The sequence below is a fragment of the Nostoc sp. genome (assembly GCF_036917355.1).
Lineage (GTDB): Bacteria > Cyanobacteriota > Cyanobacteriia > Cyanobacteriales > Nostocaceae > Nostoc.
Genome location: NZ_JBALDP010000061.1, coordinates 228,387 through 250,599, shown reverse-complemented (window position 1 = coordinate 250,599; position 22,213 = coordinate 228,387). Strand labels below are relative to the sequence as shown.

Annotated in this window: 15 protein-coding genes and 1 tRNA gene; 2 read left to right on the top strand and 14 right to left on the bottom strand. The window is 40.0% G+C overall.

Features of this window, described 5'->3' with window-relative positions:
* Positions 1–2: 2 nt before the first annotated feature.
* The 3 genes from dndD to dndC all read right to left on the bottom strand — a co-directional run bounded on the left by dndD (position 3) and on the right by dndC (position 4,686).
* Complete coding sequence (dndD, locus tag V7K53_RS18230; RefSeq protein WP_335198878.1) at positions 3–1,991, bottom strand: DNA sulfur modification protein DndD; 1,989 nt, start codon at positions 1,989–1,991, stop codon at positions 3–5.
* Positions 1,992–2,184: 193 nt separating this feature from the next.
* Complete coding sequence (locus V7K53_RS18225; protein WP_335198877.1) at positions 2,185–2,805, bottom strand: Uma2 family endonuclease; 621 nt, start codon at positions 2,803–2,805, stop codon at positions 2,185–2,187.
* Positions 2,806–3,030: 225 nt separating this feature from the next.
* The gene (gene dndC / locus V7K53_RS18220) at positions 3,031–4,686 is read right to left on the bottom strand and encodes a DNA phosphorothioation system sulfurtransferase DndC (RefSeq protein WP_335198875.1); all 1,656 of its coding nucleotides are present in this window, start codon (positions 4,684–4,686) and stop codon (positions 3,031–3,033) included.
* A 172-nt stretch (positions 4,687–4,858) separates the two neighbouring features.
* On the opposite strand from dndC, the gene V7K53_RS18215 reads away from it, so the two are divergent.
* On the top strand, positions 4,859–6,457 hold the full coding sequence (locus tag V7K53_RS18215; protein ID WP_335198874.1) for a DGQHR domain-containing protein: 1,599 nt from the start codon (positions 4,859–4,861) through the stop codon (positions 6,455–6,457).
* Here V7K53_RS18215 and V7K53_RS18210 read toward each other — a convergent pair whose 3' ends face one another.
* From V7K53_RS18210 to argF, 9 genes are all read right to left on the bottom strand, one after another.
* Positions 6,458–7,399, bottom strand: coding sequence for an HNH endonuclease (locus V7K53_RS18210; RefSeq protein ID WP_335198873.1), 942 nt, complete (start codon positions 7,397–7,399; stop codon positions 6,458–6,460).
* A gap of 31 nt (positions 7,400–7,430) precedes the next feature.
* Entirely contained in the window at positions 7,431–7,901 is a 471-nt protein-coding gene (locus V7K53_RS18205; protein ID WP_335198872.1) for a DNA phosphorothioation-associated protein 4, read from the bottom strand.
* A gap of 93 nt (positions 7,902–7,994) precedes the next feature.
* A complete protein-coding gene (locus V7K53_RS18200; RefSeq protein WP_335198871.1) occupies positions 7,995–8,546 on the bottom strand; it encodes a Uma2 family endonuclease in 552 nt (183 codons plus the stop codon).
* Between the two features lie 93 nt (positions 8,547–8,639).
* On the bottom strand, positions 8,640–9,209 hold the full coding sequence (locus V7K53_RS18195; protein ID WP_335198870.1) for a Uma2 family endonuclease: 570 nt from the start codon (positions 9,207–9,209) through the stop codon (positions 8,640–8,642).
* A 73-nt stretch (positions 9,210–9,282) separates the two neighbouring features.
* Positions 9,283–11,355 carry an AAA family ATPase gene (locus tag V7K53_RS18190; RefSeq protein WP_335198869.1) on the bottom strand — a complete coding sequence of 691 codons (2,073 nt, stop codon included), beginning with the start codon at positions 11,353–11,355 and terminating at the stop codon, positions 9,283–9,285.
* Entirely contained in the window at positions 11,352–11,525 is a 174-nt protein-coding gene (locus V7K53_RS18185) for a hypothetical protein (RefSeq protein WP_167306198.1), read from the bottom strand. Before V7K53_RS18185 ends, V7K53_RS18190 begins: the two co-directional genes overlap by 4 nt.
* 327 nt (positions 11,526–11,852) lie before the next feature.
* Positions 11,853–13,334, bottom strand: a complete 1,482-nt coding sequence (locus tag V7K53_RS18180; RefSeq protein ID WP_335198868.1) for a DNA phosphorothioation system restriction enzyme — start codon at positions 13,332–13,334, stop codon at positions 11,853–11,855.
* A 57-nt stretch (positions 13,335–13,391) separates the two neighbouring features.
* Complete coding sequence (gene lexA, locus V7K53_RS18175; RefSeq protein ID WP_104901782.1) at positions 13,392–13,997, bottom strand: transcriptional repressor LexA; 606 nt, start codon at positions 13,995–13,997, stop codon at positions 13,392–13,394.
* Positions 13,998–14,193: 196 nt separating this feature from the next.
* Positions 14,194–15,114, bottom strand: a complete 921-nt coding sequence (gene argF / locus V7K53_RS18170) for an ornithine carbamoyltransferase (RefSeq protein WP_335198867.1) — start codon at positions 15,112–15,114, stop codon at positions 14,194–14,196.
* 367 nt (positions 15,115–15,481) lie between these two features.
* On the opposite strand from argF, the gene V7K53_RS18165 reads away from it, so the two are divergent.
* Positions 15,482–15,553, top strand: a tRNA-Thr gene (locus tag V7K53_RS18165).
* Positions 15,554–15,835: 282 nt separating this feature from the next.
* On the opposite strand, the gene V7K53_RS18160 is transcribed toward V7K53_RS18165, so the two are convergent.
* The gene (locus V7K53_RS18160; RefSeq protein ID WP_335198866.1) at positions 15,836–18,034 is read right to left on the bottom strand and encodes an Ig-like domain-containing protein; all 2,199 of its coding nucleotides are present in this window, start codon (positions 18,032–18,034) and stop codon (positions 15,836–15,838) included.
* An 819-nt stretch (positions 18,035–18,853) separates the two neighbouring features.
* Entirely contained in the window at positions 18,854–21,613 is a 2,760-nt protein-coding gene (priA, locus tag V7K53_RS18155; protein WP_335198865.1) for a primosomal protein N', read from the bottom strand.
* Positions 21,614–22,213 lie beyond the last annotated feature (600 nt).

Genomic DNA, 22,213 nt, shown 5'->3' with positions numbered 1-22,213 from the left:
AATCACCAAAAATATTGATTTTCTACCACTGTTGTTTGGCGGGTGGAGGAGTCGTATTTGAGCAGGTATTCACGAGCGATCGCTTCATTTTCTCGCAGTGTTTCCACTTCTTTCTTTCCAATCTCAGTATCCGTAGATAACAAAATTACTTGATGGCTGGCGGATGGAAAGTAACGTTCAACTAAGTTACTGCGGTGAGAAGAGTCTAGTCTACCTAGTGGCGTATCGATTGCTACTGGTAGGCGGTGTCCAGAGACTTTGGCTAAACCCCAGAGGAATGCGATCGCAAGTAGTTGTTTTTCACCTGCTGATAAACGATGTTTAGGCACAGATTTACCATTTAAATCGTAAAGCAAAAGGCTGAAAGTCTTAGTATCAATAGTGATGCGATGCACTAAGTCTGATTTGTGGAGGAGATAAAGGAAGCAATTTTTAACTTCCTCCTCTAATTTATTAAGTTTTCGCAGGGTTAATTTTTCACGAAAAATCTTAAGTGTGTTTTGGACTTTAGCCGCAGAAGTAATAATATGTTCGCTATTTTTATGTTTAATATTTTCTACAGTATAATCACTTAATTCTCTTTTTGACTTAGCAATAATAGTTTCTAATTCAGCTAAACGGCGGCGGATCGTTTCGTAATTTGCTTTAGCTTCAACGACATGATTTTGTGCCGATTCTAGTGCTTGACGCAGCTTTGTATAATCTTCTGGTGCTGCTGCTGTTTGCACTTGTCTTTCTAAAGTATGAATTTCTTCTTCTTTATTTCTAAGAATAGCTAATTTCTCTTTTGCAGAAATTTTAGAATTTTGTAAGTGATATATAAGATTATCTAGTTGACTTAAAGTTTCATCATCAGCTAATAACCAAGGTGCTTCCGTCTGGAGAGTCTTTGCATATAAATTATCTACATCTTGGATTAAAAATGATTGGATTTTGTCAACTTGTATCGGAGAAATTTCTACTTGATTTAGCCAAGCGAGTAAACGCTGATCTCGTTCAAGTAACAAATCTTTAGAAATTTGTACCTGTTGATGGCGAAATTCTTTTTCGCCCTGTGTCTGCGCCTGATTAAGCAAATTGGGAATTAATGCTAGAGGTAAAACATCAGCTGCCAATTCACACATTGACTGACGTACTTCTTCAATTTCCGCAGTTTTTGTATTTTGCTGTAGTTCTAGTTGATTGCGTTCTGCTGCAATCTTCCCACCTTCAGAAATGAATTTATCAAAGGCTTCTTGCTGCTTTTGTTCTAACTCTTCTACCTGATTTTTGAGAATTTCTACTTTCTCTTCTGTGGTTTGATAATCTTCTTGCTGTTGAGTTAACCTACTTTCAATTTCCTCTAGGTTTGCTAAATCTTTACTATTACCAACTTCTTTAAGTTTACGGTTAACTAAGATATCTAAATCAACTGCTAAACGGTCTGCTAACTCTAGCCCCAAAAGTCCGCGTATTGCGTCTACTACAACTGGTGGCGGTATTTCTTGTTCTGCGAGTTCTTTAACTTGTTCACCATCAAAAAGAAATAAGTTAGAAATCCCTAATGGCAAAAGATTTTCAATATATTCATCCCAAATATTAACTAAAGCATCAGGCCATGTATCACTGTCACCTAAAATCCCTAATGTATCTTTACCATCTTTAGGATTTTTTGTCCAACTACGCACAACACGGTATTTTATTGGTTTATCGTTTTCAATATGTTCAAAAAGTAATTCAATCCGGGTGTCTGCAACTGGATCTATTTTGTTGTTAACACATTGATTGAGAAAATCACTATAACTTAAATTACCACGGGTAGAACATTGGGCACGAGCGCCATAAAGGGCGAGACGAATGGCATCCATAAGAGTGGTTTTTCCGCCGCCATTCATCCCACCTAATAAGATAATTGGGTGTGAGGTTTCCTCATCAATTTTTGGGTTAAGGTTGATTACCTGTTTTCCACTGTAGGGGCCAAAGTTTTGTAGAACGAGTTCAAGAAATATCATTGATTTTTAAGATTAACATGAGTTCGACAGCGATCGCAGAAGCAGAAAGTTTGTGATGAAAGGAATCAGATAAAATTAATTAGATGGTTTTGTCTGACGCATTGATAAAAAATATTGTCTATGAAATATAGATAATACCATCACTAACTGTTAAGAAATGCGATTATATCTGTCTCTGTATTGATAAGCGTGGCTAGATTTGCACACCTCCAGCTTGAAAAATCTGTTCGGCGGTTAAATTCAATTCTGGGAAAGTAGGTGAGACAATATGGGTATCGCCTTTAAATTGAGTAACTTGGTACTCACCATCAATTAATTGATAAATGGATATAGTAGGCAGCTTAGGATTGCCAATAAACTTCCTAGCACCTATAGCCGCATAATCTATAATCCAATATTCGGGAATACCTATAGCTTCATAATCAGCTAATTTTTTGTAGTAATCATCTCGCCAATTAGTACTAACAACTTCAATTACTAAGGGAATAGATGCAGCTTGAGATACAGTTGATTCTTTTTTCCATAAAAGCTCATTCACTAAATTTGGTCGATTGATTATTAAGATGTCTGGTGAATAAGCTGATTCCCCTTCAGATGGCTTGACTAATACAGTTTTTGGAATGAAGTAAGGAAGTTTTTTTCGCCCAATTTCGATAGATATATTTAGCGCCAAAAAACCAACAACATCCTCATGATCTCCCACTGGTTGTGCCATTTCAACAATCACGCCATCATGTAATTCGTATCTCCCACCCTCCGGCCGCCAAGCTGCAAAATCTTCAAAAGTTACTAATTTGTGTATGGCTTGAATCATAGAACCTCGCTTGTTTTAAGATAACCCAGCTTTGTCAAGCGTTCTTTAATACCAATTTAATGTGAAGTTGCACATATCTTGATCCCCCTAAATCCCCCTTAAAAAGGGGGACTTTGACAGATGTTTTTCCGGTTCCCCCTTTATTAAGGGGGGCTAGGGGGGATCGAATTCTATGCAGCTTCATAAAAAATTTGTATAAATAGTTTGGTTGACTCCCGTCTTCTATTATTCTGAATTTTCCTTTTTAAATTTCATACTTGCCCAAGTTACCTCTTCATCACTTTCAGTTTTACCTTCATCTATTTCATTGATTGCTGCAACATCGCCCAAAGTCATCTGCTTGACTTTTGCAACATCACCTTGACTAACTGCTTCGCTTAATTCGCGTTTCAAACGAGCATTTTTAATCGCGTCTTCTGGAGAACGGGAACTCGTATTAAAACATTTTTCTAGAGTATCGTATATCCCCACACGACGAGTTTTTTTGCGATACTGGCGTTCTGTGTCTAACAATTTCGCCATGAGTTCCAAGTGCATCGCGTCACCTTCACAGATTTCTTCTAATACTATCCATTCATCACGACCTAGTAGGCTATAGTCTGCACCAGGGCGGGGATCTTGAAATTCTTCGCCAGTCACTTCTTGATAAATCCGGGGTAAGCTATCATCAAATTCGTGTTTTTCTTCTAGCCAAATGCGGCGGATTTCGCTCATTTCTTCTAGAGTAATTAGGGTGATATCGCGCATATTTTCTGGCGCTGTACGACGGGTTTTTGTTTGCGCTTCTAATAATCGTCTAAGCCAATGTTCACGCCAATATTTAGTATAGGGACCATGAATTGGTTCAATAGAGGTTTCACCATCTACATGACGTTCAAAAAGTTGAACTTCTCCCCAGATGCGACGGAAGTCTCTTTTATCGCGGTCATCTCTATTATCTAATTCATTGCGAATATCTAATAGAGGCTGCATCCATTCTTTTTCTTCATCATTTTGAATCATTGCCTCCATTGATTTATCTTTACTAACAATTGTGCAAACCCAACAGCCAAATCTAGAATCACCACAGCTAGCAGTAGAAGTATCAACAACTAAAGGACATTCATTATCTGCTGTAGCACCTCGATACATGGTGAATAAGTCTTTGTTGCTATATCCCCAAGGGTTTTGCCACTGATTTAAGTAAATCCAAACTTCATCAGTACGCCAATCTTCGATAGGGCTATATATTAAAGAATTAGGTAAGCTTGCACTATGGTAAAGCAGAGATGTATGTGAACTTGAATCAGAAATAAGACGATCTTTTAGGCTACCTGCTTGATGTTTTTCCATTGAGATAGCACGTTTGATACTTTCAGCTTTGCGCGTACCTAAAACAAGAATAACTTCCCCATTTACTCTAACTACATCACGGATAAAGTGGTTAGAAGGATGAATTTTCAGACGGTCTGTACACCAACGAAATTTTCCTCGCGGCGTTGGATAACCTTTACCAATCAAGCTTACCCAGAATGTCTCTTTGATTTCTGGGTGTAATAAATGTGGCTCAATGGGCATTTTCTGTTCTTGAGCAGCAACTTTCATCCTTTCTAAGGATTTGCGTACCCAAACAGAGACTACAGGGTTTTCTACTAGTGTGTCAGTTGTAATAACATGAATAGTCTTTTTTCGCTTTTCAACTGGTAGTGCTGCGATCGCATTCCAGATAAGCTGTAAGGTAGCAGTACTATCTTTGCCGCCCGAATAGCCCACCACCCAAGGTATCTCATCTAAACAATACAATTCTTGAATTTCAATAGTGAGAGCTTGGATATAGTCCACTAACTCTGCTACAGTACGTGCTTGTTGAACTATCTTTTCTGGTTGTTGTGCTGTAGTCATTTCTCCTTCTCTCTGGAAACACTGGCGTAATATCCGGGCGAATAGAATTCGCGGCTACACAGACGAAACCCACCTTAGTGAGTTGAAAAAAAGTTTTTAAAAACTTTACTAGTAATATCCAAATTTTTGGATAATTAAACGACATAATCCTATTCTGTTTTTAAAATTTAACATGAAAGATACTGCATCTGACCCAACGGCTGACATCGCTAGAGAATACCTGGAACGGGAAAACAAGGAAAAACAGGTACTAGCTTTACTCCTAGAGAAGTTTTTAGGGAGAAAAGATCAGATTCTCGTTCAAAAAACCGAGATGGGTGGTACTGAGGCTTATGTTAGCTCTGTTACACTGGAATGGTTCGCAGGCCGGGTTCACTTCGCCTCTGGCTTACCTCTGTTTCAAAAAAAGTATAATCCTGAAACTGATAATGTCGAGATTGACGCGGATAGTATTGATGAAATTCAACAGCGTCCCCTTGATTGGTCACGTCAAGCGCCACTAGTGCAGTATTTGGCGGCTCGACACAACCATAAGTTTCCGCCAGTGCTAGTAGTAATTAATCAACCGTGGGTGGATAATCCCAAAGCTGCGGAGTGGGATAGCGAAGGACGCGCCACCAAGTCTACTACTGATTTCGTCCCCCTAGATAAAGACGCTAAAGTGGGTCTGCTAAATATTTCTGAGGATGATGTAACCATTTATGCACTAGATGGTCAACACCGATTAATGGGGGTTCAGGGGTTGATGGAGTTAATTAAAACTCGTAAACTCCAGCGTTATAAAAAAGATAAAGGTGCTGATGACAGTTTTATTACAGTCAATGATTTGATAGAAAAGTACCAAGTAGACCTTGCTTACTTGCAAAATTTACCCAAGGAAAAAATTGGTATTGAGTTCATCTGTGCAGTAGCGGCTGGGGAAACTCGCACCGAGGCAAGGCGGAGGGTGAGATCAATTTTTGTTCATGTCAACCTGATGGCTGCACCGTTGACTAAAGGGCAACTAACACAGTTGAATGAAGATGATGGTTTTGCGATCGTTGCTAGAAAAATTGCAGTTACACATCCACTATTAGAACAACGACAAGAGCGCAATCCTCGTGTTAATTGGAATAGTGCAACAGTAGCTTCCAATTCTACAGTTTTGACCACTTTGCAAGCTCTCCAAGATATGTCTGAGCGATATTTAGTTCATAAGTTTCCTCACTGGAAACCCTTGGAGAAAGGTTTAATTCCTATGCGTCCAGAGGACGAAGAAATTGAGCAGGGAATTGAGGAATTTAAAAAGCTATTTGATTCTTTGGCTAGTCTTTCTAGTTATAAAATTTTAGAACACGAGGATACACCAGCTTTACGGCGCTTCAGCTTTGAGAAAGATGGAGGTGAAGGAAATATGCTTTTCCGTCCAGTTGCTCAAGTTGCATTAGCGCAAGCTTTAGGAATTTTGGTTTTTAAAAAAGGTTTTTCACTCGCAGATATTTGTAAGAAACTGCGGAAGTTTGACCAGCAAGGTGGTTTTAGTGGTATGGAATATCCCCAATCTCTCTGGTATGGGGTTTTGTATGACCCAAATAAAAAGCGGGTGCAGGTTGCTGGACGAGATTTGGCCGCGAAGTTATTGGTTTACATCTTGGGTGGAATTCAGGAACAGATGGAACGTGCTGAACTTCGTAAAGCTTTGGCCGATGCTAGAACTTTAGAAGATAAAACTATAGGTTTTGATGGCAAGTTTGTTGAACCGAAAGCGGTAGGACTTCCACTTATCCTCTAATTATGCTTGAAATACATTTTGGCGATGCCATTGCAGCGCTTCCAGTTCTGGAAAGTGTTGCTCTGTATTTGGTAGAAGTATTGTTTCACCATGAAAATTTTTCATAGGTTTAGCATGGGGAGATGCTTCTTCCAAATCATTACTAATTATAATTTTGTATTGCTCATCTACAGCAAACCAACCCCTGTCAAATGCCCAATGATGATTTTTACAAAGAGCAATTCCATTATGAATTTTATTATCATAAAACTGTGAAAATGGCTTTATATGTGCGCCATCCACAATATTTTGATTTACCTTTCTAGTTACTTTTAGTCCACAGAAGGAACATCTGTAGTCATAAACGTGTACGATTGCTTTCCGAAAGAAAGCATTTCTAATAACTGCTCGTTTCAAGCTCCATCTTGGATTAGTCTCTAAATTTCCTGCTTCAATTATTTTTTCTATATCTAACGCATCATCTTGAAAAGTTTGATTTATTTGTAAAATAGACTCTATATCATTTTCATTATCAGAAAAGAAAGCTGCCACAAGTGCATCAATTAGTTCTTTTCTGTAAAACTCATCTTGCAAAAAATTAAATAATTCATTGTCTAGATATGCGTATTCAACAGCCTCTTTTAGTTTGTTAATTGTCTTTGGCTGTAACCCATTAAATTCAGGCTTAAATTTCAAGTACCAAAAGCCTTCATTTTGTAGATGCAAGAAAGGATAGTGTAAACCACCTTTGTAAGACGGAGAACCAATTACATTCCAATACCTCTCAAATGTTTGAATTAATTCGTCTGAAACTGGAATATCATTAGTAGTAATGATACCTCGTGCAATCAAATCAATTACAGATAAAAGTAATATTGGTTTATATTGAGCATTACCACGCTTCCGGCTACTACTCACATTTAATTCAGCAAAGCGTTGACAATAATACGCTATATTTTTCATATTTAATAACTTAATTAAGCAAGTGAAAAAATCAAGTTAAGAATTTGCTGAGGTCAAATTCTTCTTCTGGCTGTTCTTTTGCTCCTCTTTCAGAAATAAGAACTAATAGAAGTCGCTCTGAGTAGTCAACAGAACCCCGCAACTCGTTTTGTAAAATTTCCAGTCCGGCGTTAGCATACTCTTCAAATATTTGAGTACGTTTATCTTCATCTTGTTCTTCTCTAGATGAAAGTATGTTGATATCTTTAGTTTCATTGATTCCTAATAATTTAATGATTAGGTCATATCCCAATGAAGCAAAATTTTCTTGTGGAATTGGAGATGGTTCTCTTTTTGTAGTTTCTCCCAAAGGAACCCGCTTTTTATTTTTAACGCCTAATGCTGCTGCAAACACCATAACTTCTACATAAGTTTGAAAAGGCCCAGTTGTGTCTTTTGATGCGACTAGAGATTTCACTAACTCAGCCTTATCTTTAGCAACCCTGATTCTATTTGCAGCCATTGTTTTAATATCTACATTGTTGCTATTTTAACCGAAAGTTGGAAGTGATAGTAATTATTGGCGCATTATTTTATACTAGTATGTGGGCGATCGCTAAACAAACAAATTATCCACTAACATAGTCCATCCTGGTACTGCCGGTTCAGCTTCAGCCACCTCACCACGGCGATAAACTTGCGGTTCTTCAGGATTACTAGCGCGATATACTCTAATAACTTCCTCTTTAAGCACATCTACGTCCCAAACTACTAACGTACCAGCCGCAAAATAATCACGGCGTTTATTAGCCATTTCTTCCTCAACTTTATCACCGTAATCATTTTCACTTCGTACCTCAGCAGCAAACACAGGCGCACCATTAAGAAACTTCCCGCCTGTAGGTTTGCCAGTATAAAACGCAGCATCAGGACTTAAAGAACGACGATTAGGGAGATTGATAATAAAACCGACGTTATCAGGTAAAGCGTAACCACTTTTTGTCAGACGTTCATAATCCCGTAAACTTACATAAATTTCACCGCCTGCATGTCCTGGTAAAAATCCATTTGGAGACATCAGCACCAATTTTCCATTGACAATCTCTGCTTTACAATTGTCAGGTAAGTGGTACAAATCTTCAATAGTTGCTTCAGTTTTAATACTCATAAAATAACTTCTAATTAGTGAGGGATAATTCCAATTTTACGCCCTCTCTTTCCTCCGCGTTCTCTGCGCCTTGGCGGTTCGTTTCTCCAAAATTTATATTGCAAACTGAACATCCTCATAAACCAAAGAAATAGGAAATCTAAAATCAACACTAGTTAAATAAACCTCATCCTCTTCTTCATAAGGGTGTAACTCCCAGAGTCCTCTATCATTTAACCGGAAGCAATCTAAACCAATTTTTTCAGCATCGATGAGAACGTATTCTTGCAAAGTCTGAATGCGACGATACCGCGTAAACTTTGTACCTCTATCGTAAGCTTCTGTACTTGGGGAAAGAACTTCAACAATTAAACAAGGATATTGGAGAAATTGAATAGCTTGTTTATCCCGTTCATCGCAACTCACCACAACATCGGGATAATGAAAAGGCCCGTTTTCAGATACACCTACTTTCCCATCCGCCATATTCACCCGACACCCACTCCCTCGCAGGTGACTTTTTAAGGCTGAAGCTAAGTTTAAAGCAATATCATTATGGGGAAGAGTACCCCCAGTCATGGCGAAAACTTCACCATCAATATATTCATATTTAATTTCTTGGTCTTGTTCCCATTCCAGGTATTCCTGGGGAGACATATAATTTCTGTCTGGACTCGCAACCATAACTTTATTCCTCTCTTTTTATCAAATGTAACCAAGAAAAAACCTTTGCGCCTCTCCATCTCTCCGTGAGTAATTACCCATTGCGTTCAACTGCGATAATTTCCGTATACTCAAACTCGTTCGGACTTTGTTTCACTAAAGGATATCTTTCTTCACCCAACTCAATATAATCTTGTTCGCAATCTGGCTTAGAAGAATAATACGTAAGCACATATTCTCTACCAATTCTGTTTGTTATCTCTGCTTCAACTTCACCCCGCCACTGAGTTTTAGTAACTAAAACTATCAGCTGATTCGCTAATTGGGGAATTGTCTTCGCAATGTGTCGCCGCGAATTCTCATCCAAACTACCGAAGGGTGAATCCATCACAATTGGGAAAGTACTACTATCGGGAATCATCATCATTTTTCGTTTCTCACTCCATTCCCTTACTTTGTCAATGATGCTGGCAATAAAGGATAAACTGAGAATTTGATTTTCCCCAGTGGATGCTGCAACTGGTGCTTCTATACCTGTAGTATTTTCTACTAATGTCAGTTCATATTTTTCACTAATTTTAGGAATGTATGGAGTTACAGAAATCTCCATAAATATCTCTTGTACTCGCTTTTCTAGTTGCAGGCGAAATTGTTGTTCTTGACGATTTCTAACTTCCGTTAACCGTTCAATTGCATCTTGAGTGGCATTAATTCGTCGTTGTGCTAGAGTTTGCTTATCTTCATTCAGCTTTTGCTTGGCAATTTGTTTATTTAAACCTTCAATCTCAGTTGTCAGTTGAGCAATTTGCTGCTGATTTGCACCCTGTTCTCGATTCAACTCATCAATTTTACTTTCAATTTCATCTAACCGTTTTTGCAAACTGCTAATTTCTTCATTAGCATCTTTTCTTAACCGTTCTTGAATATTGTCTAAATCACCTTCAATTTGAGATATGCTTTGCCTTAACTGATTAATTCTACTTTGTTCTCTATCAACTTCTTCCCAAAATCCTATAGCTTGCTTATCAATTTCATCTACTTGAGCTATCATCCGAATTGCAGTTTCTTCCACCGCCGAAGAACCTGCTTTATTTAGCCAGTTACTCACATGAGTATGAGAATGATTACCCTCATGTAACTCTGCACCACAAATACAGCGTTGAGAATTGAGTAAATCATTGACAAATTCTCGTGAAATTCCAGAGGTTAACTCGCCGCGGTGCTTCAAATCATTGATAATTCCTCGAAACTGGGATGTAGTTTCTGAGAGTAAAACGGTATAACCCCGCGCAGAGATAACTTTTTTCAGCGCTTCCTTTGTTTTTTTATATTCTTCTTGATTCGCTGCTTTCTGCAATTCTAAATCTTGCCATCTTTCTTGCAATTCTTTAGCTGCACTGAGTTCTCGCAAACGGTTACTTGTCTCTTTTTTAAAAGTTTGTTGATATTCTAACTCTTCTTTAATTTCGGTTTGTCGTTTGGTAATGCGTTCGCGTTCCCGTTCTATTTTTTCTTGCTGTCGTAATAGTTGTTTGGTTTCAGAATCACCAATCGCTTTTAATTCATTTTCTAGAGATTTTTTAGCATCTCCTAAATGTCTGATGGAACGGTTGATTACCTCTACACCCAAGAAAATTTTTGTAGCTTCGGCGATTTCAGCCTTTTTATCAGAACGGACTATTTCTTCAATTCGTTCGCCGTCAAAGAAAAAATATTGATGTAAAGTAGCGGGTAAAATTTGATTGATTATATCGTCTGGCTGCTGAGTTGGTATATTCCATTTGCCATCATCCGCACCAACCCACATGGTTAATTGAGTTTTGCCAGCGTCAAAATCACCTTCGTTTTTATAACCCCGACAGGCGCGTTTAACTCGATAGCGTTTACCTTCATGTTCCCAGCCAATTTCTACCCAACATTCTACGGCTTGATTTTTTTGAGCTTCTGCGATCGCACGCTTATTAACTAACTGTTCTATTGATGCAAACGCCGCACTAAATTTATCATATAATACCCACGTAAAGGCATTTAGTAAACTGGTTTTACCAGAGCCATTATTGCCATGAATAATCGTCGTATTCTGAACATCTCCACCAGCCAGGAACATCTCTGGTGTCGTACCATAAAAGGAGCGAAAGTTGCATAGCTTGATTGAAGTCAGCTTCATCGCACCTCTTCCTTAATAATGTCCAAAATATTATCATTTATATGGCTGTTAATCTTCTTATCTAACCTGCCTTTTTCCAGCTTCCATACCCGCTCAATAATTCGCCGTACCTCCGGCGGAGCGCTGTTTATTGGCTCTTGCACATCATCGATATTCGCATCTTGTGACATCTTCGGTTTGGAAATATAGATTTTCCATATTTTAACTTTGTCTAGTGCTGTATTTACCTCCGTAAAGCCACTGTTATCGTTTTCTTTAATTTTGTAAAAACTATTTTTTTAAATTTATACTTTTCTTTGAAAAAAGACTTTATTATTGAATTATCTTCTGTTATTATTAATATTAACAATCTAGATAATAATGGGATGTAAGTGAAATTTTTAAAGCTACTTACATCCCATTATGATCTAATTCATAATTTTATTATTTCATACTTAATGCTTGTTTTTTCAAAACTTGAAAATTTTTACAAAAAAATACAACTATATAGTTCATCATCAAATATCTAATAAACCATAGCGCTTTTGTAAATCAAGTAACTTCATTCTTGCTTCCCCTGCATTATCAGCTAAATCGGCAAACTCCACAAAGCGCCGTAATTCCTTTTTTAACAGATTGCGCTCAACTTCTATAGTTTCTCTATCTAAATCTGGTGGCAAAACAATCATGTCAAATATAGTGGCGCGTTCTTTACCAGGATGAGGGCGTAAAACTCGCCCCCGTCGCTGGATAAACTGACGGGGATTACCAGAACTCGATAAAATCACCGCAGTTTGAATTGCTGGAATATCAACACCTTCATCTAAACAACGAATTGCGACTAAACCTTGCAATTCCCCGCTTTCAAATTGATGGCGCAAAATTTCGCGTTCTTGTAAAGTTGTTTGGGCTGTATAGGTGCTTACCTTATACCCTAAATCCACTCCGAGAATTTTAGCAACAGCTTTGAGTTGGCGTAGAGATGAACGTTGTCCCGCATCTTGGGAACCATCACTACAATAAAAAAGAGTATGAGTAGTTTCGCGGCGAGTTGCCATTAAATCCCGTAAAGCATTTAATTTATTTTCCGCCGCACCAATTAACCTTGCCCTTTGCATCAATAACGGCTTTAAATCTTCATTGTCTTCAAAACTTCCTGCTTGTCCATTTTCTTTATCTCGGTAAAGTAGCGATCGCCCAATTCTTTTGGTTAACTTTAAATAGGCAATACTTTCTGCTTCAGTTAACTCTACCAACACTGGATAATACAGATAATGTACCAAAGCACCTTGAGCGATCGCATCTCTCAAAGTAAACTCTGGCTGGAGAACTGGGCCAAAATAATCAAATAAAGATTGCGTCCCAAAATCATCAAAATATCTTTCCGGTGTGGCAGATAAAGCTAGTCTCAACCCAACACTACGCGGTAAACTTTCTTCTAACTTGGGTGCGCCTAAATTATGGGCCTCGTCCCCAATAATTAGAGTTTTCGCGGGAAAATATTTAAGTTGAGACTGAAATCCATCCCCAATTAAAGTGGAATTGGTAGTAATCACCGTGACAAACCGTTGAGAACCAGAACGCAGATTATAAATTTGCGTAGAAAGTTGACTTTGCCAAGTGCGTAAATTCTCAAAAGCTAAAATGGGTTGCAAATTAAATTTTTCACATTCTCGCGCCCATTGGGTGACGAGATGGCGGTAGGGACACACCACCACCAGAACTTGTAAATTAATCTGCTGATATAATTCACAAGCGATCGCTAGTGCAGTAATAGTTTTACCACTACCAGTAGCCATTTTTAGCGTCCCTCTGCCATTGTTGGCAAACCAGCTAGCGATCGCTTGTCGCTGATATTGCCGTAATTGCAGAGACACAGGCATTCTTGGGCATCCTGGTAATGGTTGCGGAGTGTAATAACTGCCCTTACTTTCCCTTGCAAACGGTAATTTCAACCGGAAAGTGGGCAGTTGCTGCACTGAATTTTGCGTCAGGTACATATTTATTTAGTTATTGGTCATTGGTCATTGGTACTTATCTTTCCCATTCCCGATTACTCAGTTGTAACCACGCCAAACACCAATGAGAGAACCTTGTACCTGCACTTGTTGAGCCATGACTTCAATGGGATTGTACTTAGGATTTGCTGGTTTAAGAGTAACGCGATCGCCTTGGCGATAAAAACGTTTTAATGTTGTACCAAATCCATCAACTCTGGCGGCGACGATAGTGCCATTTTTTAAATGATTTGGTTCTGCTACTGGACGCAGAAATACCACATCGCCATCAGTAATTAAATCTTCAATCATGCTATCGCCAGCTACCCGCAAAGCATAGGTTTGGGGAGGTAAATCGAAATTAGAAAAGTCTAAATGATCTACAGCATCAGTAAACGGTTCTATTAAACCACCAGCAGCGATCGTGCCCAAAATTGGTACACCTTGCTTAACAGGACGCAAAATCCGAATCGTTCGCGCTTGTCCTTCAGTCCATTCTATATATCCCTTGGTGCGTAAATGTTCTAAACGACTTTGAATTGGTGCTGGTGACTTCAGGTTCATCGCTTGCATCATTTGCCGAATAGAAGGCGAATGCTGATGCGTTCTGATGTATTCTGCTAACCATTCGTAAAGTTCTTGTTGAGCTTCTGTTAGGCGTTCCATAAATTTGCGGGAAGTAATTATAAATGTCTCTAGAACATTAGTACTACAAAAAACTCCCTATAACAAGAGAAAAGTAAAAATATGAAAGGCAAAAGCAAAATTATTTTCTTCTCTTTTGCCTTTTGACAAATAAGAATATTACAGGTTACAGGTTATAAGGAAGAAAACTATACCCTATCCCCTGTGCCCTATTCCCTTACTCTGCCCCTAAAAGACTTGCAAGTAAAGCTTTTTGAGCGTGGAGACGATTTTCTGCCTGTTCCCAAACTCGTGATTGGGAACCTTCAATAACTGCCTCAGTAATTTCTTCACCACGATGGGCTGGTAAGCAGTGTAAAACAATTGCCTCTGGATCAGCAAGGCTCAATAACTGCTCCGAAATTTGGTAAGGCTGGAAAATTGGCATCCGATTATCAGCTTCTGCCTCTTGCCCCATACTCGCCCAAACATCAGTATAAAGTACAGCAGCTCCCTTAGCAGCTAATTCTGGATCGTGAGTGAGGAGGACTTCAGTTTTGTGATTAGCGATCGCTCTTGCTTGCTCTACAATCCTAGAATCTGGCTCATATCCCGTAGGAGTAGCAATTCTGACATTCATCCCTACCAAAGCACAGCCTAACATCAGAGAATTAGCCACATTATTCCCATCACCCACGTAGGTTAAAGTTAACCCAGCTAGAGTGCCAAAGCTTTCTTGAATCGTCAATAAATCAGCTAATACCTGACAAGGATGTTCTGCATCGGTAAGTGCATTAATCACCGGAATCTTGGCATAGTGAGCAAAAGTTTCCAAATCCTGCTGGGCAAAAGTGCGAATTGCCAAAATATCCAGATATCGATCTAACACCCGCGCCGTATCCTGCAAAGGTTCACCACGACTAACTTGAGTGACATTAGGGTTGAGATCGATTACCTGTCCACCCAGTTGGTACATCGCTACTGTAAAACTTACCCGTGTACGAGTTGAAGCTTTGGAGAACAACAACCCCAAAACTTTATTACACTGTAACTTCAACTGCTGTGATTTAAGTTGAGTTGCCAATTGCAGGAGTTCTTGAAGTTCCGTAGAACTGATGTCCGCTAGACTTAATAAATCTCGTCCGAGCAATGCTGCCATGCTTGTAATCTGTAAAAAATAATTATATATTTCTGTTCCTTTATTCAGCTGTGCCAAGAAAATATAGTTTTAGAACTGACTAGATATTTTTGGGTTCAGCCCAGGATTTGAGTTAGCTTTTGCTATAAGTATTAATTTATCAACTTTATCAATGATTCAGAATCCCTGATTGTTTCTGGTTCATCACAATGGCAACGCCAGAACAACCATCTAGGCGTACAAAAGCAGCGATATTGCTAAAATTTCTGGTCTTTTAGCCTAATTTTATGATGAAGCAGATATTTTTTAGAATTTACAGCTAGACAAATAAATGGATTATGGTACAATGATAAATCGTGGTTGCTAATTAAGAGTAATCGTCAAACTTGCCAGCATAGCACAGTGGTAGTGCATCCGACTTGTAATCGGAAGGTCGCGAGTTCAAATCCCGCTGCTGGCTTTTGTACATTCGCAAATTATTGTCGCCGAATTGTTTTGAATTAAGTATTAACATCATATTAACCCAAGTTGCGGGTTATAAAATTCTGGATGCTTCGTAACCATTGATTTAGATAAATGCATATGAAAAGTTTACGGTCGCGCTAGATGCAACCGTAATTTGGAGTGAATTATAAAAGTACGCTTGTTGGAGAGTAGATACAAAAAAATGAATGCTTGCAGTTTCAGTAAAAACCCTTTTCAGCTACAAGCATGAATTGATTGCGATCGCTCGGTACTGATATTAATTAAGTGGACGCAGAAGTGTAATTTTGCCCATGCCCGTCTCTTGACTGAGTTGCGCCACGTAGAGATTTCCATTCGTGGGATTCTCAACCAAATCCAATGGACTTGGATTAAAACCAGTGAAGCCACTAATAGCCGTTTGGAAATTTACAATATCCAAGTTTGCGCCACCTGGTGTTAGCACAATGATGTCTTTCCCTAAACTGAAGCGTGTCACCAGCAGTTTGCCTCGCAGTTGACCACCTAAAACATTACTACGATATTCAATAACGCCATTAGGTGAAAAATGCTCTCCGAAATCGAAGGCAATACCCTTCCAATTCCGATCGGGTAGAGTACCAACGGGATATTCATTGATCTGAACTGGGTCTGTACCAGCTGTGGGATTTCCTCCACTCAACACCCACTCACAACGCTTCGGATTGGGATGGCCATAATAACCATTTTTAACAACGCGAAACAGAAAGTCTCGCTGCGTGCCTAGACTGCTAAGAGCAGGCACAGGTGGAGTAGTATAAGCCCCATTAGTAGCCTTATCAATCCGGTTTTGGCAGGCAAGAGGTAAAGAGATAGGTGTATTTGGCGTATTGCCACCAGCCGCCGAACCATTTGTTGGCACATATAACTGACCATTGGTATGCCAAACCAGATCGTAGCCATTACGTATACCGCTAGCAAAGATAGTTACAGCTGCTCCCGGATTAAAGGGGTTATAAGTACCTCCATCTTCCGTCTTAACGCTTAAAGGAGGTGAGGTGATTTTAGAGAGGTCAACTCGTAATACAGCAGCAGTTAACAACCGCTCAGGACGATTACTCCAGGCAGTGTTTGGTGCACCCGTACTATTATTACTACCCTGCAACACATACAGCACGTTTGGCTCGTTAGGCTTGAACTCAATGCTATTGGTTAGATGATCCCGACTCGATCGCGGTAAATCAACCACATAGTCTTTTACTGTCTCTAGATTGGTGCCGCTTAAACGAGTAATCTTACCACTCCATTCTGGTGCATCAATGGTTCCATTCCAGTAGTAGTTATTTGTTACCCAGAGAATTAAGTTGCTGGCATTTGTTGATGAGGGATCGAAGTGCATACCAACGATCGTTCGATTACCACCATTTGCAGTCTGCAATGAGAAAATCGTTTGTGGCGTACCCAGAGTGCCATCAGCATTGATCGGAAAACGCAAAATCTCACCTAGTAAGGTGGCAGCATATAGTTTATTGTCAGGCCCAATCAAGACTGTGGTGTAAGATTTGGTAGGTACATTCGCTAGTGAGATTTGCTCGAAAGTAATCTTGCTTACTGGGTTCACAAAGGTGCCTGTTGTGAAACTGATGCTATAGGGTAAGAATGCAGCACCATTGCTATCTTTAACCCCGTCGGTGATTTGTAACAAATATTTGGTATTGTTCTTGAGACGATTTATCGGAGACACTACAATCACATCTCCACCACCGGAAGTGTTGTAATTGGCATTGACTTGTGTATTAGTAGTGCTATCGATCAGCTTGATGGTTGAGGCAGAAATAGTATTAACCGCAATCCCACTATTGGGAAGATTTAGGTCTGCTGTAATCGAAATATCTGGCGAGAGATTTGTCTGACCATCATTGGGATTGGTCGTTCTGATCGAGGGACGATTACCTGGTGCGATCGCAATATAGTTGAGCTTGGTATTCCTACCACCTTTAGCATCAATTGTGAGCTTGCCATCGGCAACATTAACAATCCGGGTAATTGCGGCAAACTTTTTGGTTGCCGTTGGTACAAAGCCAGAAATAGCAGCCATCCCTTCTATATTGATCTGGTGCTTACTATTTACAGTATTACTAGCATCACCGACGCTAACAGTCACATTGTAGGAACCATTAGATAGGGCATATTCCCAAGCAGCAGGTATCGTGACTGCTGTTCCCGCATTGCTAGGAGGATATTGCAGATGAATCAGTCTATTTAGTCGCCGATCGATGCCACTTTGGTTGCGATCGCGTGTATTGAGTTGGATATCAAGGGGAGTGTGTGTAGTATTGCCTAAGCTATCTTCACGCACCCAACCAAAGCCTCTAGTCTCATTGTAGGCTTGACCGATATCTTTAATATACCCAGATGGTACAGGCGCGTCATTTGGTTGGAAAGCAATCCCTTGAACAATTGCTAATACCAGTATTTTGGGTTTGATCTTGTAAATCATAGTATGCCTTGCCGTTGTGTTCGTAGTTGATACGTGAGTAGTCCATTAACATTGGCCAAGTATCTGCAATGATTATTCTTGGCAATCCTTCACTGGCTAGAAACGAACGTAATGACCGCAAGTCTCAGGGAACCCATTTCTCTAGACTGTATAAAAATTATTTAGTAAATACTTTAAATTACATAAATACCGAACTTCTTTTTAAGAGAATTATAGGGAACTTTCTAATGCCTCAACTTGCCACAGTATGATTACGCAAAAAGCAATAAATCTTCAAAATTATTACCATAAACCAACTTTTAATTGGTGCTGGCAGAGTTCATTTTTGTATGTGCTGTTAATATGCAAGTAATATCAGGTTCGGTTAAACATTTATAATATCTGTACTTTGGGAAGCCAGCAAGGGCGTTCGCGCAGCGTAAAGCCTTCTCTTGTCCCAAATGGAGACGCTACGCGAACGCCAACGGCATAGCAACTCTTAAAGATGCTACCGCGAACGTCTGGAGGTTTCCCGACAACCAAGCAAGTGGCATTCGAGGAACAAAATCCAACATTTTATCCATATTCATGTTGGGTTTAACAATAGTGAAACCCAACATGAACATGGAGAGATTTTATTATTAAGTAATCAGCCGAACATGATATAAGTTTGACAGCAAATCATGAAAATTTTTTCAATATCTATGCCTTACCTTTGTAATAAGATGATATTCTAATTCACTCATCTATCTGAAGGTGGATTATGCAGAGATTAACTCAATTACTAAGCAAATCAGCTTTATTTATGAGTGCGCAACTGGGTAGGTTAGTAATTTACGATCACATAATATTTAATGGGTCTACATCAATAGTTAAACTTACAGACGAAGGACAAAGCGATCGCACTTCTTCCCAATCTGGTAATCGCGGTAATGCATCAGGGGCAAATTTAATCAATATCTGCCAGCGATAACGATTAGCTACCCGTAAAATACTCGCTGGTGCTGGGCCCAATATTTCGAATTCTTCTTCTGTACTCAAAGCTGTAGCAATAACTTGCGCCGTATTTTGCACTTGAATCGGGTCGAGACTACTTAAGCGCAACAAAATTAACCGCCCATAAGGGGGATAATTGAGTGCTTGGCGTTGTTCTAACTCAGCTTGAGAGAAAGACTGATAATCGTGCGATCGCACTGCTGCAATTACCTGATGCTCTGTAGTATAAGTCTGCACAATCACTCTACCGGGATCTTCACCTCTACCGGCACGTCCAGCAACTTGAGTCAAGGTTTGAAATGCGCGTTCGCTGGCGCGATAATCTGATAAATTTAGCAATCCATCGGCGGCGACAACACCCACAAGTGTCACCTGTGGTAAATCTAAACCTTTAGTGAGCATTTGCGTACCGACTAATAAATCTGCTTCGCCGTTGGCAAACTGAGTGAGTAGGGTACGATGGGAGCCTTTATTGCGAGTGGTATCGCTATCAAAACGAATCAAGCGCAACTCTGGGAACTGTCGCGCTAGTTCCTGCGTTACCCGTTGAGTACCGCTACCGAAAAATTTCAGGTAAGGGGAACTACAATCAGGGCAAAATTTGGGGTGCGATCGCGCATAGTTACAGTAATGACACCGCAATAATTCCGGTGCTTTTTCTTCAGTGTGGTGATACGCCAGCGATACATCACAATGCGGACATTCCAACACATATCCACAACTGCGGCAAGATACAAAAGTACTGTGTCCTCGGCGATGGATAAATAAAATTCCTTGTTGTTTTCTTTCTTGCAACTCTTGCAAAGCTGCTTGCAGCGATCTACTAAATATAGAACGATTTCCCTGCTGTAACTCTTGCCGCATATCGACAATTTCCACCGGCGGTAAAGGGCGAGAGTTGATGCGCTCAGGCAAACTTAAGTAATGAGTGCTGAGTGCTGTTAGCGGTAGCGGGGCGTTTAGCCCGTGCTGAGTGCTGAGTGAGGAGTTAGGAGTTGGGAGTGAGGAGTTAGGAGTTGGGAGTGAGGAGTTAGGAGTTGGGCGTGAGGAGTTAGGAGTTACGAATTCTCCCCCTGCTCCCCTGCCCCTCTGCTCCCCTGCCCCTCTGCTCCCCTGCTCCCCTGCTCCCCTGCTCCCCTGCCTCCTCACACTTACCCAAGTTTCTAACGAAGGCGTAGCTGAACCCAACACCAAGGGGCAATTTTCTAATTCGGCTCGCCACAGGGCAACGGTACGCGCGTGGTAGGTGGGTATAGGGGAATCTTGTTTGAAGCTACTATCGTGTTCTTCATCTAAAATAATTAAACCCAAGTTGGGCAAAGGAGCGAAGACAGCGCTACGAGTTCCAATGACAACTTGGGGTTCTCCCGCGAGCATTTGTCGCCAAGTGTCGTAACGTTCGCCGTCTGAGAGGGCGCTGTGATAAACGCTGACTTTATTACCAAAACGAGCGCGAAAACGATCGGTTAACTGCGGTGTGAGTCCAATTTCTGGAACTAAAACCAGAGCAGATTTACCTTGATTGAGGAGAGGTGCGATCGCTTGCAAATATACTTCGGTTTTTCCTGAACCTGTCACCCCATGCAATAAAACTTGAGCAAATTCATCTAATGTCTGGATTGTCCCTAAGGCGCTAGCTTGAGCAGCAGTTAAAGATTTAGCATCATCACCTACTAAAGTTGGGCCTTGTTCGGTTCGCAAAACTTCCCGTTCTTCGATGATGATGTAGCCTTTTTCCTCTAGCCCTTTCAGGGTAGAGGTAGTTGTTTTACAAATCTGTAAGAATTCATTTAACCACAACTCCCCACCATGTCGCCGCAACACTTCTAAAATCTCTCGTTGGCGAGTAGTTAACTCTTGGTCAATTGTACCTGTGAGCGTAACTGCTTTTTGCAATTTTGGTCGAGTCAGTCGTGGTGGTTCTAAGTAGCTTTCTACTAAACCAAATCGCAACAACTCCCGAATTCCCCGATAAGCAGATTTGACTTTTTGCTGAAGGTAAATAAAACTGTAGTCCCCCGCCGGCTGCCCTTGCAAAAGTTCCCAAACTTGCCGCCCAGTCGGAGTCAAAAAAGCCAAAGGATCGGCAGATCCCAGTAAATAACTACTCCTCCCTGCCCCTGTGCCCCTGTGCCCCTGTGCTCCTCTGCCCCCCTGCCCCCCTGCCCCTCTACCTCCAACCAGACGGATACGACGCTGCGATCGCCCCAGCAACCCTGGCGGCAGAGCAACCCGGATTACTTGAATCAGGGGCGTATAGTAATATGCAGCAACTCGGTTGAGTAATTCCCAGTAAGCACTTGGGAAAAATCCAACACTGACTATATCTTCTACTTCCCGGATTTTTTCTGGTGGTAAATCGATATTGGGTTGTGCCAGTAATCGAATTGCGATCGCTCCTAATTGTTGCGCCCCAAATGGCACGCTCAAAATATCCCCTGGTTTTATTTCTAACTGGGCTGGCAATCGATAAGTAAATAGTCCTGTACTTCCTGGACAGTCTACCAATACTTCAACCCACCGATTAACAGTTTCACCTGACTTATATGATTCACTCGATTCACTCACCACTAAAGAAGATAAATTTATGTCATTAATATACATACTTGCTGATTTTATAATTAACTATTTTCCTCACATAGCTGGTCAAAATCAACCTAGCTAACTAAACTTTAGTTTTTCGCTTTCTTAAATTAAAATGGTATTTCTCAATACTGTTATTCTTCATAATACTTGATAATTTTCCTCTTATGTAATCTACTAGACAAATTCGTATCAACTATATATGCAATAAATATTTGGTGCCCACTATACAAATAAAAGCATGTCGGCTATTGCTGCAACAGTTACTCTATCTACTAAATATGGAGTAGCCTTTTTCCGCCTATCGGTAGATATTCAACCCTTTGTGTATATGAGATGCTTTTATACAGAGTAATATCGTCCCAAAATTAAGCTGCTACTCTTGTAATTTAGATCGTGTAGGTAACTTGAAATCAAATCGGGAATGCGTAACCTATTAGTAGGTCTTCCTTTTATACAGTGGTATCCAGCCCCTAAAACATTATAAATATTTAGAAAAATATATGAAAGTTTAAGAAATTTGGATGATTAGCTGGAATTTTTATATTTGTTAAGGTTGAGAAAGTTTGAGGGGGTTTGACATATTTGATAATTCAGAAAAAAATGAAGAATATATCTGTT